This window comes from Pseudomonas sp. Emmai, from assembly GCF_055179735.1.
This window is the reverse complement of sequence record NZ_CM143685.1, coordinates 2,930,846-2,948,161: the sequence shown is the minus strand read 5'-3', so window position 1 is coordinate 2,948,161 and position 17,316 is coordinate 2,930,846. Positions and strand designations below refer to the sequence as shown.

14 protein-coding genes are annotated in these 17,316 nt (G+C 59.9%); 5 read left to right on the top strand and 9 right to left on the bottom strand.

The genetic code is table 11. The annotated features are described in order from the left end of the window. The 7 genes from ACY4LX_RS13530 to ACY4LX_RS13500 form a co-directional block, all read right to left on the bottom strand. The gene (locus ACY4LX_RS13530) at nucleotides 1-543 is read right to left on the bottom strand and encodes a hypothetical protein (RefSeq protein ID WP_463260188.1); all 543 of its coding nucleotides are present in this window, start codon (nucleotides 541-543) and stop codon (nucleotides 1-3) included. 121 nt (nucleotides 544-664) lie between these two features. Next, entirely contained in the window at nucleotides 665-2,089 is a 1,425-nt protein-coding gene (locus tag ACY4LX_RS13525; RefSeq protein ID WP_463260187.1) for a sigma-54-dependent transcriptional regulator, read from the bottom strand. Beyond that, complete coding sequence (locus ACY4LX_RS13520; RefSeq protein ID WP_463260186.1) at nucleotides 2,058-3,551, bottom strand: sensor histidine kinase; 1,494 nt, start codon at nucleotides 3,549-3,551, stop codon at nucleotides 2,058-2,060. The genes ACY4LX_RS13525 and ACY4LX_RS13520 overlap by 32 nt, the downstream gene beginning before the upstream one ends. A gap of 102 nt (nucleotides 3,552-3,653) precedes the next feature. Next, on the bottom strand, nucleotides 3,654-4,694 hold the full coding sequence (locus ACY4LX_RS13515) for an SCO family protein (RefSeq protein ID WP_463260185.1): 1,041 nt from the start codon (nucleotides 4,692-4,694) through the stop codon (nucleotides 3,654-3,656). Then, nucleotides 4,691-7,498, bottom strand: a complete 2,808-nt coding sequence (locus ACY4LX_RS13510) for a multicopper oxidase domain-containing protein (RefSeq protein ID WP_463260184.1) — start codon at nucleotides 7,496-7,498, stop codon at nucleotides 4,691-4,693. The genes ACY4LX_RS13515 and ACY4LX_RS13510 overlap by 4 nt, the downstream gene beginning before the upstream one ends. 185 nt (nucleotides 7,499-7,683) lie before the next feature. Then, nucleotides 7,684-9,132 carry a sensor histidine kinase gene (locus ACY4LX_RS13505; protein WP_463260183.1) on the bottom strand — a complete coding sequence of 483 codons (1,449 nt, stop codon included), beginning with the start codon at nucleotides 9,130-9,132 and terminating at the stop codon, nucleotides 7,684-7,686. Between the two features lie 288 nt (nucleotides 9,133-9,420). Further along, nucleotides 9,421-9,789 carry a DUF6124 family protein gene (locus ACY4LX_RS13500; RefSeq protein ID WP_463260182.1) on the bottom strand — a complete coding sequence of 123 codons (369 nt, stop codon included), beginning with the start codon at nucleotides 9,787-9,789 and terminating at the stop codon, nucleotides 9,421-9,423. 2 nt (nucleotides 9,790-9,791) lie between these two features. On the opposite strand from ACY4LX_RS13500, the gene ACY4LX_RS13495 reads away from it, so the two are divergent. Continuing rightward, nucleotides 9,792-10,010, top strand: coding sequence for a hypothetical protein (locus ACY4LX_RS13495; RefSeq protein WP_463260181.1), 219 nt, complete (start codon nucleotides 9,792-9,794; stop codon nucleotides 10,008-10,010). Nucleotides 10,011-10,453: 443 nt separating this feature from the next. On the opposite strand, the gene ACY4LX_RS13490 is transcribed toward ACY4LX_RS13495, so the two are convergent. Further along, nucleotides 10,454-10,669, bottom strand: coding sequence for a hypothetical protein (locus ACY4LX_RS13490; RefSeq protein ID WP_463260180.1), 216 nt, complete (start codon nucleotides 10,667-10,669; stop codon nucleotides 10,454-10,456). A gap of 263 nt (nucleotides 10,670-10,932) precedes the next feature. Here ACY4LX_RS13490 and ACY4LX_RS13485 point away from each other — a divergent pair, with 263 nt between their 5' ends. Both ACY4LX_RS13485 and ACY4LX_RS13480 read left to right on the top strand, forming a co-directional pair. Further along, complete coding sequence (locus ACY4LX_RS13485; protein ID WP_463257046.1) at nucleotides 10,933-11,238, top strand: transposase; 306 nt, start codon at nucleotides 10,933-10,935, stop codon at nucleotides 11,236-11,238. Further along, nucleotides 11,235-12,071 carry an IS3 family transposase gene (locus ACY4LX_RS13480; RefSeq protein ID WP_463257045.1) on the top strand — a complete coding sequence of 279 codons (837 nt, stop codon included), beginning with the start codon at nucleotides 11,235-11,237 and terminating at the stop codon, nucleotides 12,069-12,071. The genes ACY4LX_RS13485 and ACY4LX_RS13480 overlap by 4 nt, the downstream gene beginning before the upstream one ends. 125 nt (nucleotides 12,072-12,196) lie before the next feature. Here the strand turns inward: ACY4LX_RS13480 and ACY4LX_RS13475 are convergent. Beyond that, nucleotides 12,197-13,380 (bottom strand): IS3 family transposase gene (locus ACY4LX_RS13475; protein WP_463257837.1). Its coding sequence is split into 2 segments (ribosomal slippage): nucleotides 12,197-13,116 and nucleotides 13,116-13,380, totalling 1,185 coding nucleotides; the frame shifts between segments, so codons are not numbered across the junction. Nucleotides 13,381-13,648: 268 nt separating this feature from the next. On the opposite strand from ACY4LX_RS13475, the gene ACY4LX_RS13470 reads away from it, so the two are divergent. Both ACY4LX_RS13470 and ACY4LX_RS13465 read left to right on the top strand, forming a co-directional pair. Beyond that, nucleotides 13,649-14,995, top strand: coding sequence for a hypothetical protein (locus tag ACY4LX_RS13470; RefSeq protein WP_463260179.1), 1,347 nt, complete (start codon nucleotides 13,649-13,651; stop codon nucleotides 14,993-14,995). A gap of 35 nt (nucleotides 14,996-15,030) precedes the next feature. After that, nucleotides 15,031-17,277, top strand: a complete 2,247-nt coding sequence (locus ACY4LX_RS13465; RefSeq protein WP_463260178.1) for an Ig-like domain-containing protein — start codon at nucleotides 15,031-15,033, stop codon at nucleotides 17,275-17,277. The last annotated feature ends 39 nt before the right edge of the window (nucleotides 17,278-17,316 follow it).

The window sequence follows — 17,316 nt, the reverse complement described above, 5'->3', positions numbered from 1 at the left end:
TCAGTCACAGGGCCAGGTGTGGCGCAGCGCCGCTCGGCGATCGATGGCCTCGCGCAGGCGGCGTTTCTGGCTTTCCCAGACTTCGCTGTCAACCTTGTCGGCGCGCATCATGTCCAGCACCGCTTGCTTGGCTTTGAGGTACTCGTCCCAGGCATCCTGACGCTTGAGCCGCAGGGCTTCATCGTCAGACATCTCCATGTGGCGCAGGGCCAGGGCGCAAGGATCGTCCAGCACCACCCCCAGCGTCAGTTGAATGCGATGGGGCGCACGGAATGCCGTCACCGTGTTGAGAATCGTCTGGGCGCAGGCGCAGCCCCATTCCAGCGCTTTCACCAGCGTTGGATGGCCCTCGCGGTCGTAAAACTCCTCAGCAATCGGCGCGCCATCGGCGGCATACACCCCGACGAACACCTGGGTCACCTGCTCACGATTGAACCGGGCCTGTACGTCAATCTGCGTACCGTCCGGCAAGACCTCTTCGTGAATGCGGCCGTGTAATTGCCTGTTGCTCCAGAGCCAGTATTGCGTCCCTCTACGCCGCATAGCCCGCCTCTCCATCAAAGGGAAAAAATCAGTTAGGCACAGCCTCCGTGGATTTTCCACCGAGCGTCCCCACCTCTCGTCGTCCTCTGACAAACAACCGACCATCAGTCCATTTGCGCGCTTACCATTGGCGCTTGTCCGGGCGTGCCAGGCCCAGTTTTTCAATGCGGTAACGCAGCATGTCGCGGCTCAAACCCAGCAAGCGCGCCGACTTGGTGACGTTCCAGTCAGTCTTGTCGAGCATCTTGCGCACCATGTCGCGCTCGACCTCCGGCAGGTTCATCGATTCGACGGGGTGGTGTGGCCGGGGTTCGATGAAGTGCGTTTCCGGCAAGACAAACGGTTCATCCACCAGGCTCTGGCACACATTCAATTGATGGGCGCCAATGGCGTCGCTCTGGGCCAGCAACACGGTTTGCTCCAGCATGTTGCGCAACTCGCGCACGTTGCCCGGCCAGGTGTAGCTGAGCAGCAACTCTTCGGCCTGGTCACTGAAATACAAGTGCGGCTTGCCATAGCGTTTGCCGTGGATCGCCAGGAAGTGCCGGGCCAACAGCAGCACGTCGGCACCCCGGGCATGCAGGCGTGGGACCTTGATCGAGATGATGCGCAGGCGGAAGAACAGGTCGCGGCGGAACTTGCCCTGCTGGACCATTTGTTCGAGGTTGCAATTGGTGGCGCTGATCACCCGCAAATCGACTTTGCGCTCCTTCACCGAACCCACCCGGCGAATGGTCCGGTCTTCCAGCAGCTTCAGCAGTTTGGCCTGGAGCAACAGGTCCATCTCGCCGACTTCATCGAGAAACAGCGTCCCGCCGTCGGCGGCTTCCACCAGCCCGACCCGGCGGTCCTTGGCGTCGGTGAAGGCGCCCTTCTCGTGGCCGAACAGCTCCGATTCCACCAGGTTGGACGGGATCGACGCGCAGTTGAATTCAATAAACGGTCCCTTGGCCCGCAGGCCGTCGAAGTGCAGCGCCCGGGCCACCAATTCTTTGCCGGTACCGGTTTCGCCTTCCACCAGCACCGGCGGCAGGTCGGTGTTGGCCATGCGCCGCTCGGCGTCGAGCAACTGGCCGATGGTGTCTTTGAGGTAGTGCATGGGTGCCGATTCGCCAATCAACGCCTGCACCCCGGACTTCTGCGCCTCGCGTTCCTGATAGAACGACAGCGTGCGTTCCATGCGGTCGGTGGCCAGGGCCTTGTCCAGCAGCAACTTGAGCTCCGGCAGCGCCACCGGTTTGGTCACGTAGTGGAACGCGCCCTCCTTCATCGCCACCACGGCGTCTTCGACGTTGCCGTAACCGGTCATCATGATCACTTTCAGATCCGGCGCGCTGATGCGCAGCTTCTGGATCAGATCGTGACCACTCATGCCCGGCAGCGAATTGTCGGTCAGCACCACGTCCGGGACAAACGTGCCCAGCTGTTCCAGTGCGTCCTCGGCCGAGTGGCAAACCGTCACCTCGAAGTCTTTGCGCTCCAGGTAGGTCTGGATGTTCTCGGCGAGGAGTTCATCATCCTCGACCAGCAGTATGCTGTGCTCCATATTCCCCTCCCGTTGCCACTTTAAAGTTGAGACAAACACGGGTTCCTTCCTGCTCCTGACTGGTCAGTTCGACCGAGCCCTGGAAGCGTTCCATTATTCGTTTGACCAAGGCCAGGCCGACGCCCAAACCGCCCTGCTTGGTGGTGAAAAACGGCTTGAACACCATCTGTTGCTGCTGTTTGGTCATGCCCTTGCCGGTATCGGTCAGGGTCATGCACAACTGCCCTGGCTGCGTCGACTCGATATCAACGCTCAGCACACCGCCCTTGGGCATGGCTTCCAGGGCATTGGCGAACAGGCTGTTGAGAATCTGTGTGAGCAGCACTGGCTGGCTGACCACCGGCGGAAAACTTTGCGGGGTAAAACGCACCTCGACGTTCGAACGCCTGATCAGCGGGTCGAAGGCGCTCAGAGCGTCGTCGATGGCCAGCACCAGGTCCACCGATTCACTGTCGTCGCTCATCGGCCGCAACGACACCAGCAACTCCCGGACCCAGCGGGACATGCGATCGACCTGATTGATGATGTCGCCGATGTTCTTCTGGGCGCCCTGGCTCGCGACTTCCTGAGCCAGTTCGGCGCTGGAGCGGATGGTGGCCAGCGGGTTGCGCAAGCTGTGCGCGACCGCCGAGGACATCTCCCCGAGGGCCACGAAGGTTTCGTTGCTGATCAGTTGTTTCTGCTGGCTCTGCAGCAGTGTCGCGGCGCGGCGCACGATCCAGAACAGCGCCAGGTAAATCGCCGCGCCGCCAAGCAGGGTCGCGATCCAGATCGACTTGAAGCCGCGCTCAATGCGCTCCACCAGGTCAGCGGGCTCTTTGTAGATCTCCACCATGGCGATCACTTTGCTTTTGTCGGCGTTGAACATCGGAATGTAGTTCTCGATAAACAATAGCTGCGGCTCGCGCAACAGCATCTGCTCGGGGCGTTCGTCGTCGATCTTGTGGTAGCTGGAAGACACCGGCACCTTCATTTCGAAGGACTCGTCCAACTCCTCGTCGTCTTCGAAACGCATGCCAATCATCGCCGGGTTGGTCGACCAGATCACCGAGCGGTCGAGGGCAAAAACCGTGGCCAGCAAAATATCCGGCAGGTGCTCCACATGATCGAGGAATTCGATACGGGCGGCGGCGCGGGCGCCGGGATCCACATCGGGATAAGCGTTGTCATGGCGCGGATCGAGCATTTCGCCCATGGTTCTGTTCGGATTAATCGAGGCATGGCGAATTTCGGCATCGCCGATGGCCTGAATAAACTGCGCCGTCAGCAAGGCGTCACGCTCAATACTTTCGGTGACCACAAAGCGCGTGGAGACATAGCCCAGGCCCAGCGCCACGGCGGCGATGATGAAAAAACTGGCCAGGGAAAACCAGCGCAGCAGATTGAACTGACCGCCCCAGCCCTTGCGCTCTGCTGCCGCCATAGGCGGCGCAGGTACTTTTTGTTGTTCTGATAGCTGCATGGGAATGTCCCTGGATGCTTGCCTCAAGCCTTTTTTAGCCGTGTCACGAACAGTGTAGGTGGCATTGATCGTGGTCGACGGGCCAATGATGTTATTTAGCCGCTAGTTCATCTGCGACACCTCTGGCGCCTGCTCTGCCAAGGGTTGCTGGCGGTCGGTTTCTTCTTGCAAAAAGTCGATGATCGACTGCGCGGAGTGTTCATCCAGGCGCAGGTTGGGCATCGAAATCTTGTCGAAACGCTGGTACAGCTCCAATGCAACCGGGTCTTTCTCCGCGAGCATGCGGTCCGGCTCACGAATCCAGCGGTTGAGCCAGGCCGGTTCGCGCAGGCGGGTCACGCCGATCAGGTCCGGGCCGATGCTGCGCATGCCGATGCCCTGCCCGTCTTGCGGCCCCAGGCTGTGGCACGAGGCGCAACGGGTGCGAAACAGCTCTTCGCCGTTGCTCGGCGGGCGAATCTCGGGCGCGCTGGCGTAGCTTTCTTCAATGCTGGGCTGTTTCCAGTTCTGCAAAGTGTTGGCCAGTTGATCGGCGAGGATCCACGGGTTCTCGAAGGGTGAGGCCTTCATCCAGCGGCCCGTTTGCTGATTGCCAACGATCAGGCTCAGGTTGTGGTCCTTGCTGCGACCGTTGTCGACGCCTTCGATAAACAGCCCGAGCTTTTTGCGCAGGTCGGTGACGTCGGCAAATTCGCCGGTGAGGAACTTCCAGCCCGGCCCGACCTTGAAACGTTGCGCATACGCCTTCAGCACCTCGGGCGTGTCGCTGAGCGGGTCGATGCTGATGGAGTAGAAGAAAATGTCCTGACCGACCCGGTCGCCGAGCAATTTCTGTACTTGGCGCAGGCGTGCGGTTTCCAGCGGACAGGAGTCGCTGCACGACGTGAAGATGAAATTGATCACCACCACTTTGCCTTTGATCAGGTCATCGAAAAAATGCACTTGCTGGCCGTCCTGGTCGGTCAGCAGCGTGTTGGGGAAGTAGTCGCCACCCCACGGGGTGGCGGATTCCTGCGGTGCCAGTTCATGGGCGAGCAGCACCTGACTGGCCAGCAAACAAGTGACCAGAACCAGTATCAGGTGCATGCCCAGAGCGCGGGAGCGCGGCGTGTATAACGGTTTTTCGGCTCCCCGGCGGTTCATTTTTTCACCGCCACTTGTGGGCCAAAGCCATCGCCATTGCGGAAGGTTGGCAGCGCGGCGGAGTTGACGTAGCGCACCCCGTCCCAGCTCGGCAGCGGGGTCGGCATCAACTGGAATTGCCCGGGTTTCTCAATGTCCCAACGCAGCAGCATCGAGTTGTCTTCGTGCTGGGTGTTGTGGCAGTGCTCCATGTAGGTCCCGGCGAATTCGCGGAAGTTGATCGCCATCTCGACGCTGTCCAGGCCATCAGCTTCCGAGCCGATGCGGTACACGTCTTTGCGCGCCCATTTTTCCCATTCCGGTGGCGCCTTGCCGCCGCGACTGAGGATGATCCCCTCCTCGAAGTGCACGTGCACCGGGTGACTCCAGCCCTTGCCGCCGGCCTTGATGTTCCACACTTCCAGGGTGCCGAAGCCCGTGGTGCCGGCATCGGTCGGACCGGTTTTCAACTGGGTGGCTGAGTTCAAGCGCCGAGGGTCCATGTGGAAGCCGAAGCCGCCATCGGTCTTGACCGTCCACGGGGCTTCATCGGTGCCGTCGGAGCGGCCGAAGGTGAAGGTGCGGTGACGGGCCTGTGACAGCAGCACTTTGTCGGCAGCGTTGTCACGATGGATTTTCAGCGGGATCATCACCATGCCTTCGGCTTTGCCCGGTTTGGCCGGTTCGTAGGCTGCGGGGTCCATGGCCAGGTCTTGACCGGTGTAGGCCTTGACGTTGAGCTGCAAGACCTTGCCCACGCCCGGATCACCCTTGTCCCATTGCGGGCCTTTGCTCGTTTGCTTGAGCACCGCCAGGTATTTCTCCGACAGCACATCCCCCAGGGCGATCGGCTCTTTCGGGCCTTTGCCATCGTCGTGGGCCATCAGGTTGACCACGAACAGTTTGTCGCCAGGCTTGATGCCGTTTTTCGCGAAGTTGACGATGATGTCGAAGCGCTCGGCGATGCCTTGGGTCGGCAGGATCGCGTTGTGGTTCTGTTTATCGCCGTCGGCGTCCAGGTCCATGGTGCCGTCGAACGGCACGCTGTGTTCCATGATATTGCCGTCGTTGGCAATCATGTGGAACGGTACGCGGGCATAGGAAACACCCGAGTTTTTCGGGCCCTGGAACTCGCCGCCGGTGCCTTTGATTTCACGTACCACCGCGAATTTGAAGTAGCGCGACACCGAACCATTGAGGATGCGGAACCGATAGCTGCGGGCGCGCACGTCCAGGGTCGGTTTCCACTGCCAGTTGACCAGCACCTGGTCGCCGAGGAAGCCGTCGGTGTTGAACGGGTTGAACCACAACTGACCGTTTGCGTCCCAGGCCTTGTCGGCGAACACCAGGTTCACGTCGTAGTCGCGGTTACCCCATGGCAAGGCGCTGCCGCTGGGGAAACGCAGGTTGACGCCATCGTTGACCGACTCGTTGCCACGGTCCAGGGCGCTGTAGTAGTTCATCATCGCCGCGTTGCCCTTGTAGACGTTCTGCGCGGTGAAATCGAGCATGTGGTCGTGGAACCAGTGGGTGCTCATGGTTTCGCGCCAGTCGCCGCGGATCTTGATCGTGCCGTGGTCGCAGGTTTTGCGGCTGGGGCTGAGGTCGTTGGTCCACAGGGTCTCGCCGGGCGAGCACGGGAATGCCGCGCGGGGGTCATGGGCGTCGGTGTTAATGCTGTCGTAGCCGGCCAACTGGATCGGCCAGCGATAGTCGTAATACTGCCCCGGAAAGAAAAACGCGTTGGCATAGCCGTCGCTTTCCGCTGGCGCGTGGCCGTTGTGTTCGTGAGTGCTGATGGTGTGCAGGCCAAAACCCATGTTGGCCGACGGGTCGATCGGCAAGCCGTTGTAATGACGCATCATCACCGGTTGGCCATAACGCACCATCAACAGCTTGGGCGGCAAGGTACCGTCGAAGGTCCACACTGAGTTGTGGTTCTGCACCGGCATGTTCGGGTGGAAACGCGTATCGACGCCTTTGGAGGTGCCATCGGTGGCCGGCACGCCCGCCACGTTGTGATACAGGCCGCCGGGGCCGAATTCGCCCAGGGCATAGCCGTGCATCTGATGGCTGTCACGCCAGCCGCTGTTGAGTCGCGCCCCGGTTTGCACGGTTTTGTAGGCCACTTGCGGGTAGAACTCGTTCCAGCGCTGATGCGACCAACCCTTTCCAGGCGGACGACCTTCAGCGGAAGAACCGATATGCCGATTGAGGAACACCTCGATCTGCGCCTGCCACGGGTTGCGGTCCACCACGTTGGAGAACTGGCTGGGGAATGGCGTCAGCCCCGGTTGGCGCAAGAAAGCATCCAGCGCGGCACTCGGTGGCGCACTGCGGGCGGCATTGGTCGGGTCTTGTTGGGGCAACGGGCCAACGGCGGCCGGCGGGAAGCCCAATGGAGCCGCCGGGGTGGTGGGGTCGAGTTTTTCCGGGCCGAACTCTTCGAACAATGTCAGTTGCTGGGTGAACGGCTGGGCGCCGAACAACGGGCTCGGCTTGCCATTAGTGGGGTAGTTGAAACTGGTCTGTACCGTCGGCGGCAGGACGTTTTCCTTACGCGTGTCGTCGCGGCTGCCTTTGACCCCATCGGGCAGGTCGAAGGAATCTTCGTTGGCCTCGGGCATGGTCAGGATGGCGTTCAGGGCGGCGGGTTCATCAGCCGGTTCGTCGTAGTAAGCCGAGGGATCGGAAGGCTCGGGCTGGCGCTCATCGTCGATCGGGCTGGCGCGCAACGGGCTGGCGCCCAGCGTCATCGTCAGGAGGATACTCAGTGGGGTCAACAGGCCAAACCACTTGCAGGGGTGCCGCGCTTTTGTGTCCATCACCAGCCGCCTCGAAGTCGTGAAGGGGGTGATAGGTGTTTTGCAATTACCTCGCCACACTTTGAAACAATTTACACAAAAGCATTAATACCTGAGTGAACAATGGCTTATGAACATCACCCGGCCACTATCGGTGCAATGACTGGGCCATGACACCCGCTAACGGGGAAAGTTCATCCCCGATTTCAGGGGATTAACTTGAACGACAGACGGACGCAAGTACCCTCGCCTTCCCGGCTGCCGAGTGTCACCCCGCCACCGAAACGCTCCATGATGCGCTTGACCAGCACCAGCCCGACGCCAAGCCCGCCGGCCTTGGTGGTGAAGAACGGGCGGAAGGCCATGGTGCGCTGTTCTTCGTTCATGCCTTTGCCGGTATCGCTCAGCACCACGCACACGCCCTGGGCATCGGTCGGTTCCAGGGTGACGGTCAGCGTACCGCCCTTGTCCATGGCTTCCAGCGCATTGGCCATCAGACTATTGAGGATCTGCGTCAGTTGTACTGGCTGGCTCAGCACCATGGGTGTCTGTCGTGGATTGAACACTACGCTGACTTTCGCCCGGGCAATCTGCTGCTCGAACGCCGCGAGGCTGTCGTGAATCGCCGCCACCAGGTTCACCGGTTCGGGGTCGTCGTTGAGCGGGCGCAAGGATTGCAGCAATTCGCGGACCCACTTCGACATGCGATCGACCTGGCCAATGATGTCGTTGATGTTCTTGTGCGCCGGGCCGCTGTCGAACTCCAGGGCCAGCTCGGCGCTGGAACGGATGGTCGCCAAGGGGTTGCGCAGACTGTGGGCGACCGCCGAGGACATCTCGCCGAGGGCGACAAAGGTTTCGTTGGTGATCAGTTGTTTTTGCTGTTGCGCCAGCAGGATCGCGGCGCGCCGCACGATCCAGTACAAGCCCAGGTAAATCAGACCGCCGCCCAGCGCCGTGGCCAGCCAGATCAGCGCCAGGCCGCGCTCGATGCGGCTGATCAGGTCCTTGGGTTCCTTGTAGATCTCGACCATCGCCGTGACGTTCTTGCCGTCGGCGTCGAACAGCGGAATGTAGTTTTCAATAAAGATGAAGTCCGGCGGTACGACGAACTTCTGCTCCATCCGCGCCTCGTCAACGTCGTGATAACTGGCCGACACCGGGATCTGAAACTCGAAGGCGTGATCCAGGTCTTCGTCGGCGTGAATCCTGGTGCCCATGAGTGCCGGGTTGGTGGACCAGATCACCGTGCGGTCAGGGGCATAGACGTTGGCCAGAATCACATCCGGCAGGTTGGCGATATGGTCGAGGAATTCGTCCCGGGCATTGGCACGGGCCGCCGGATCGACGTCGGGAAAGTCCTTGTCCTGGCGCGGGTCGACCAGCTCGCCCATGGTCCGCACATTCGGGATCGAGACATGGCGCACCTCGGCCGAGGCAATCGCCTGAATGAATTGCGCGGTCAACAAGGCGTCGCGCTGCACGCTTTCGGTAATCACAAACTGCGTGGACACCGCCCCCAACGCCACCGCCACGGTGCCGATCACCGCCATGCTGATCAGCGAAAACCAGCGCAGCAGATTGAACGGCTGCTTGCGTGAGCTCAAGCGAATGTCGCCTTCCTCAGGCCGGTGCGTTGGTGCGTGCATGTTCATGGGCGATGATCCAGGCGATTCCCCTATAGAGGGGGTATAGCCCAGTGTTTGGGGTTTGACCCAATGCAAGCAAGCTAAGCAAATGCTCGGTGCTCGCGGAGCACCAGCCCGACGCCATTCCCTGTAGGAGCGAGGCTTGCCCGCGAAGAACGATAACGCGGTGCACCAGACCCGACGCCATTCCCTGTAGGAGCGAGGCTTGCCCGCGAAGGGGCCGTGTCAGCCGACACGTGTATTGACTGACACACCGCTTTCGCGAGCAAGCTTCGCTCCTACAGGGTCCAGCGATTAGCCGGGCTTGTGGTTATCCAGCATCCGATTGGCCGCCATCTCACCCATCAGGAGCGACCGATGCAACACCAGCATCGTATGGCGTCGTGGGCCGTCCGTCAGCTCGACGAGATCGTTGACCATCTTGCGGGCCGTTGATAACGATTCGTAGACCTCCACCAGCAACGTTTCGTCATCCACCGCTGCGTCGATGGTGAAGAAGGTGCCGGAACTGCGGGGCGGTATCTGCGTTTTCGTCGCCCCGGGGTTGAGGTAGTGGTTGAGCGCGCGGTCGGCCGACGCTTTCAGTTTCTCGGGATCAAGATCGAAAGAGGCGTCGTAGGGTACTGGATTGGTATTTGGGGGGTTGGGTGTAACTTTGAACATAGATGGAACTCCTGGACAAGATATTAGGAGCCATCACCCTTCGCTACCAAACGTTGGGTGGCGGCCATACGCGGGTTGGTAGACCGGTCCAGGAACCCGGCGCGCCCGAAGGCGCCCTGCGCATGGCCACCATAAAAACCGAGAGAAAACCGGCCTTTGCAGAGGTGGCGCTATGCGTCTGGAATACCGGGCTACCAAACCCGATCACTGTTTTGCAGTGACCCGGAAACGATATAGCCCACCCCTCAGCCGCACAAGCCGGCGGATTCTGGCGTACGCGTAGGCAACGGCGCAAGGCGCTGTAGCCGTTTATGACGTAACACCGGGTGTCTTTAAACACACAGCAAAGAACGCGTTTAACCGCATTTAGAGTCGAGTCGTGTATTGAGTAAGTGACTGGATGCTTCGATTGCCATCCTTGAGGTGGCAGTGCACAAGGGCTCCGATGCACTGGATTGCAACCCCCAATTACCTGACCCAGGCTCGCGTGCCGGACCCGTGCCATTTATGCAGTGCAGCCCGATAGCAATGCAGCCTGGGCCAATGTCTGGCCCAGGACTGTTAACCGGATCTAAAGCTTTTCGGATCGACCCGTGCCTTCGATAGCATTGAGCGATAGTGTTGCAAACCGTATTTAGTGTTGGTTATACAAAACTCTCGCTTGTTAAATTTTACTAATCCGGAGTCCTGAATCGGTGTCCTTAATTCTTACTTTGTCACCGACAGAATATTTTTTTTCGTCTCCCTGCTGGCCATCCACCTCCACATTCGGGGACCCATCATCAGGTGTAACGGTGATGACGACCGATAGAGGTCCACCCCGAATAATTGCTAGCGCACTGACGTTTTTTACAGTCCCAGTGAATCCTTCTTCAGACATATAGTTCTCCTTGCATTCAATAAATTCAGGAATGTCACACTCAAAGTTGTGAGCGTCGACGTTATTATGAAACAGCAAGGCTTGGGGTATGACTACTGTCAGATTTGACAGGTGTAACGACCAAATCAGGTAAAAAACCTACCGTTTGTCATTTTTTCGGATCAGGCAGCTTCAAGGGAAAACCTGTAGAGGGGGTATGAACTGGTCTAATAATTCCGGACACCTCTTAAGGGCGATATGATTTCGCCCAATTTGGAGGTTCCATGAAAGAAAGAAGAGTCTTTTCCCGCGAGTTCAAACAGCGTGCGGCCAGCATGGTGATTGATGACAACTGTTCAGTGCAGGAGGTCTGTGCCTCGCTGGACATTAGTGCCACGGCGTTACGGCGCTGGGTGGATCAGGTTCGCAAAGAGCAAAAGGGGCAACCGGTTCAAGGCACCAAGGCCATTACGGAAGAGCAGCGCCAGATTCAGGAACTGAAAGCCAAGATCAAACGCATGGAAATGGAAGCCGATATCTTAAAAAAGGCTACCGCTCTCTTGATGTCGGACCCCGATCGTTTTCGATGATCGCGGAGCTAAGAGAGTCATTTCCGACCGCAGTCCTGTGCCGCGTTTTCGATGTGAAGCGCAGCAGCTTTTATGAGTGGATGCAGCGACGCACCAAGCCAAGGATCAGACGCGAAGAACTCAAAGGGAAAGTGGTTGAATTGCACCGTGAAAGTCGGGAAGCCATGGGGTCCAGAATGATCAGCAAGAATCTGAAGATCCAAAACATAACGGCAGGACGAAGCCTCGTCAGAGCGTTGATGGTAGAGGCCAACATTGTCAGCAAACAACGTCAGCCTCATCCCTTCAGATCCAAAGGAGTCGAAGCATTTGTCGCGCCCAATCTGCTCAAACGCAATTTCAAGCCGGCTGCGGTCAATCAGGTCTGGTGTGGTGACGTTACCAGCCTGAAGGTGGGCAAACGTTGGGTTCATCTGGCCATCGTGATCGACTTGTTTGCGCGCCGAGCGATTGGGTGGGCATTTTCTTTGATCAATGACGCCAACCTGGTCAGCAAGGCGCTGCGCATGGCGACAGAGATAAGAAAGTGTGCACCTGGACTGATGTTTCATTCCGATCAGGGCTGTCAGTACACCAGTCGCAAGTTTCAAGAAGAACTGATGCGCCACGGTATCGTGCAAAGCATGAGTCATCGTGGGCAGTGCTGGGACAATGCTCCAACCGAGCGGTTTTTCAGCACCCTGAAATCAGAATGGGTCCCCCGCGACGGCTATCGTGAAGTTGAAGAAGCAAAAACCGACATGCGGCGCTTCTTCTTGTACTACAACCGCACAAGGCTCCACAGCTACAACGACTACCTATCGCCAGTAGCTATGGAGCAAAAGGCGGCCTAAAACACCGTAATGGGTGTCCGGGATTACTTGACCAGATCAGTATGACGAAAAACTACCCTGAGTAAGTTCATGAACGATACCCCCCCTGCATGACTAAAAGTGACCTCACACTTCATCTGTGGTGGTCAACTAATTCCGGACACCTCGATAGGTGGTTTCGACGCCATCGCCCGCTCGTAGGCAGTCGGCGGCAGATACCCCAGTTTTGAGTGCAACCGTTCGTTGTTGTAAAACCCAACGATGTACTCAGTTATGTCGCGGATAGCTTCACCATGGTTGGCATAATCACGTCGCCATACCCGCTCCATTTTCAAGCTCAGGAAGAAGCGTTCCATCACCGCGTTGTCCCAGCAGTTACCTTTACGGCTCATGCTCTGCTGCATGTTGTTTCGCGCCAGCAACGCTCTGTAACTGGCGCTCGCGTATTGGCTGCCACGGTCTGAGTGAGCTATCAGCCCTGGTGGCGGCTGGCGCTGAGCGATGGCCAACTGCATCGCGCTACACACCAGCTCTGCCGGCATGTTCGGGGCCATGGCCCAGCCCACTATCTTGCGGGAAAACAAGTCCAATACCACCGCCAGGTACAACCAGCCACTGCGGGTGCGGATGTAGGTTATGTCAGCCACCCAAGCCTTGTTTGGCGCCGTAGGGTCAAACTGACGGTTCAATATATTCTCTGCAATCGGCAAGTCATGGTTGCTATCGGTCGTGTGCACAAACTTGCGCTTCCAGGCCGAACGCAGACCGTTAGCACGCATTAAACGACGGATTTTATAAAGACCGACAGCCATACCTTTGTCGCGCAAAGCATCACGCAACGGGCGGCTACCGTAGCAGCCACCACTTGCAGCAAACGATGCCTTGAGTTGCACAACGACAGGACAGCTCTGCCGAATAGGCGCTTCAGCGCGTTTTTGGGCTTCGTAGAAGCCGGATCGACTGATGCTCAATAAACGGCAGACATACGCCACCGAATACGCCTTCTGTTGCAGCTGCCGAACCAGTCGATACGTTACTTCAGCTCGCGGGCAAAGAAGGCGGTAGCCTTTTTTAAGATGTCGTTATCCATCTTGAGCTGCCGGTTCTCTTGCTCCAACTGCCGGATGCGCTGCTGTTCAGCGGTCAACGGTTTACCGATTCCGGTTTGTCCCAGTTGCTCAGCCTCGTACTGTTGCACCCAGCGTCGAACGGCCGTCTCACCAAGATTTAAATCCCGGCAGACCTGTGGAACGGTCAACCCCTGATCCTTGATCATCTTCACGACTTGCAGCTTGAAGCTGTCGTCGAATGTTCTGCGTTTGTCGGTCATGAAAAACTCCTCGATAGATGCATTTTCCACCTATCGGGGTGTCCGGGGAAATTAGACCACTACAATCATCCCCCACCTGCCCCACTCACCCCCAACTCTGGGGACACTCGCCCGCCCCAACCTCCCTTCCTCAATCCCCCTCCAACACCCCGCAGCCCCTAACCCCGGCCCTCTCCCGCCCATTCCCGCCGATTGGTATGCAATTTGCGCTAGCCCTCGCAACTGGCCCGTCTCCAAGGGACAGGCACTCCGATAGAGGGATTAACTCATGCACCCTTTACTGTCCAAAACTGCGGCCGCGCTGGTCGTTTCCGCTCTGGCCCAAGGCGTTGCGCAGGCGGCGTTGTATGCGGTCGATCCAGGTCCTTACCTGCCCGCCAACGGCTCGTTCGCCGGCTGGTATCAAGACACCCACGGCCGAACCCTCGACCTGTGCCTGTCCAAAGCCGTCAGCTCTCGGGTGCCCAGTGCACCGGGCGCGCCCACTTACATGTGCAACTTGCTGCCGGCACCGGGGATCTTCGACGACGCGCAACCGGTGGTCTTCCCGACCAACTTCCCTGACGAAGCCTTCTGGTTCACAGCCGACGGTGCAATCGTCGATGCGGCCAGGGGCATCGACCTGACCTATGTCAGCGCCGTCGAAGCCGCCTTCAGCGGCGGCGACCCGGTAGAGGGCGATCAGATCAGTTTCGCCCGCATCCGCATTCGCGTGGATGTGCCCACTGCCGGCACCTACATCATCACCCACCCCTATGGCGTCGAGGCGTTCACCGTCGATACCCCCGGCCGCAAAGCAATCAACATGACCCGGGACATCGGTATCGGCACCCCGAAAACATACGACGGTGCGCTCAAGGGTGACATCGGACCGTTCCTGCGCAGCGTCAACGGCCCCTACACCGAAACCAACCCGGTGACCGGCCAGGCTGAGAAATTCATCGGCGACCCGAACCTCTCCGAAGCCGTGACCGGCAGCCCGTTCAATACCAACTTCATCCGCATCGAAGGCCCTAACGGTATCGACCTGCGCACCACGGTGTTTGCCATCTCCGGCAAGTTATCGACCGTGGTCCGGCCGACCCCGATGATCACCCAGCGCGGCACTTACTCGCGCAAATCCGGCGCCAGTGCGCCGGTGGCCCAGCAAGATGTGTTTGTCATGGCCCCGCCACCACCGGCCACCGTGACGCTGGACAGCAACAACCCGGCGCTGCACCTGACCGAAGCCGACACCACCGGCAACTGGTACGCGCAATCGTCGACCAATCCGAGCTTGCCCAGCACTTTGCAAGTGACCGCCGACAATCACCTGGCCATTCCCACTAGCACACCGACCACGCTGTCGATGCCGTTGACAGATCTGGTGGTGATTTCCCGCGCCGAATACAGCCTGAGCACCGGGCAACTGACCCTCGTGGCCTCGACCAGCGATGAAACTTCGCCGCCGGTGCTCACCGCTACATCCGGCAGTGGTGCCGCCATCGGCGCGCTAAGCGGTGACGGTGCGGTGAAAACCCTGGCCACCGGCATCTCGCCGATTCCGCCGGCCAAGGTGCGGGTGACGTCATCCAATGGCGGCAGCGATACCGAAGAAGTGGTCATCGTGCAATGAACGCTCTCATGCCCAGATCCGTATCAGGAGGCATCATGAACAATTGGCCACGCCTGGCGCTCAACGCCCTGGGACTGACTCTATCGCTGTCGGGAAGTGCTTTCGCGCAACTGGCGGCGGTCGATCCCGGCCCCTACACCTTCGCCACCGGGAAATTCCCGATGTGGTATCAGGACAACAATCTGCTGTCGATGGAACTGTGCCAGTCCCGGGCCGCTAGCTCACGGGTACCGGCCAGTGTGCCACCGGCCTACATGTGCACCCTGCTGCCGACGCCGGGCATTTTCGACGACACCCTGCCGATGGTGTTCCCGGATAACTGGCCGGACGAATCCTTCTGGTTTCTAGCCGAGACCACCATCCCCAACAATGCCGCCGGTTACGGAATGGACGCCTACGTGGCCGGGATCGAAGCAGCCTTTGCCTCGGGCACCCCAGCAGATGGTGACCAGCAAAGTTTCGCGCGGATTCGCCTGCGGGTGAACATTCCCGTCGCGGGGACTTACACCATCACCCACCCGTATGGCGTGGAAACGGTCAACGTCACGGCCCCTGGCCGGCGGGCGATCAACATCACCAAGGATGTCGGCATTGGCGCCCCCGGTGATTTCAGCGGCGCATTGAATGGTGCTATCGGGCCATTCCTGCGCAGCCTCAACGGTCCCTACACCGAAGTGAACCCGGACACCGGCGCCGTCGAAACCTTTGTCGGCGACCCGAACCTCACCGAAGCGGTGACCGGCAGCCCGTTCAACACCAACTTCGTGCGCATCCAGGGCCCGGCCGGGACCATCCAGACCAACCTGTTCACCGTCGCCGGCAAGGTTCTCGATAACCGTGCGCAAACCCCCGTGGAGATTGATCGCGCGACCTACCGCCGCACCACCTCCGGCACCGGTAACAGCGCCCGGGTGGAAGTCTTCGCCAAGTCGAACAACGGCTCTACTTTGTGCTTCCGGGATACCCTCGCTCTGGTGGTCGGCCCTCCGGCTTCGCCCTGCCAGACCAGCCTGATCGGCGACAACAACGGCTTGTTCTTCGGTCAACATCTGGCCACCGGCACCTTGCCGAAAACCGTGGTGGTCACCGCGACCAACCCGGCCGGCACCACACGGCCGACGGCAGTCTCAAGCAAACTCACGGACCTGGTGAAAATCCAGACCGCGCGCTACAGCTGGAGCAACCACAGCCTGCTGATCGAAGCCACCTCCACTGACGAAGTGGCCGTGCCTGACATGGTTGCCCAAGGCTACGGACGCCTGTCCAAATCCGGGACCTTGCAACGCCTGACCGTGGCCGACCTGACCCAGCCACCGGCCAGCGTCACGGTCAAATCCGCCGCGGGCGGCAGCGACACCGAGGCCGTGGAGGTGGTCGGCACCGCACCGGACACCGGCGAAAACCAGGCGCCGCTCTCGGTGGCCGACACCGGCAGCACCAGCTTCGGCGTGCCGATCACCCTTAACCTGTTGGCCAACGACAGTGACCCGGACGGCAACGTGCCGCTGAGCATCACCGCCCTGACCCAACCCGCCGCCGGCCAAGGCACCGTCGCGTTGAGCGGCACCACGGCGGTGGTCTACACCCCGCCCGCCGTCGTCACCACGCCGTTGACCACGACCTTCACCTACAAGGCGCAGGACGTCAAAGGCCTGGCTTCGGCCACCGCCGCGACCGTGACCATTACCGTGGCGCCGAACCGGCCACCGGTAGCGGTTAACGACAGTGTCGCGACCCTGGGCGTGGCAATCCCGATCAGCGTGCTGGCCAACGACACCGATCCGGAAGGCAACGTGCCGCTCGGCGTCGCCAGCCTGACTCAACCGGCAGCCGGTCGCGGCACCGTCAGTACTGACGGCACTGTGATCACTTACACGCCACCGGCCACGGTCACTACGGCGTTCACCACGACCTTCACCTACTTTGCCAAGGACAGCTTCGGCGCAGTGTCGACGGCACCGGCGACGGTCACCGTGCAAGTCTCGCCAAAACCTGCCGCGGAAACCTTCACCGTGACTACCGCCACGGTCCAGGCCCGCTCCAACAACCGCTTCAACTGGGACTTCGCCGGGACTTCATCGGTGACCACCGGCAACACCATCACCATCCAGGTGTCCACCCCGACCGGGCTGGTAACCCTGGGCACCACCACGGTGCCGGTGACCGGACGCTGGCGGTTAACGATCAACAACAGCACCACGGTAATTCCGTCGGCGAACCCGACAGCCACCATCCGCTCGTCCCAAGGCACCGTGCGTTCGGTGTCGGTGACCACGCTCTGAGCCTTCGCCCCGCCGACCTTTAACGTCGGCGGGGCCAGC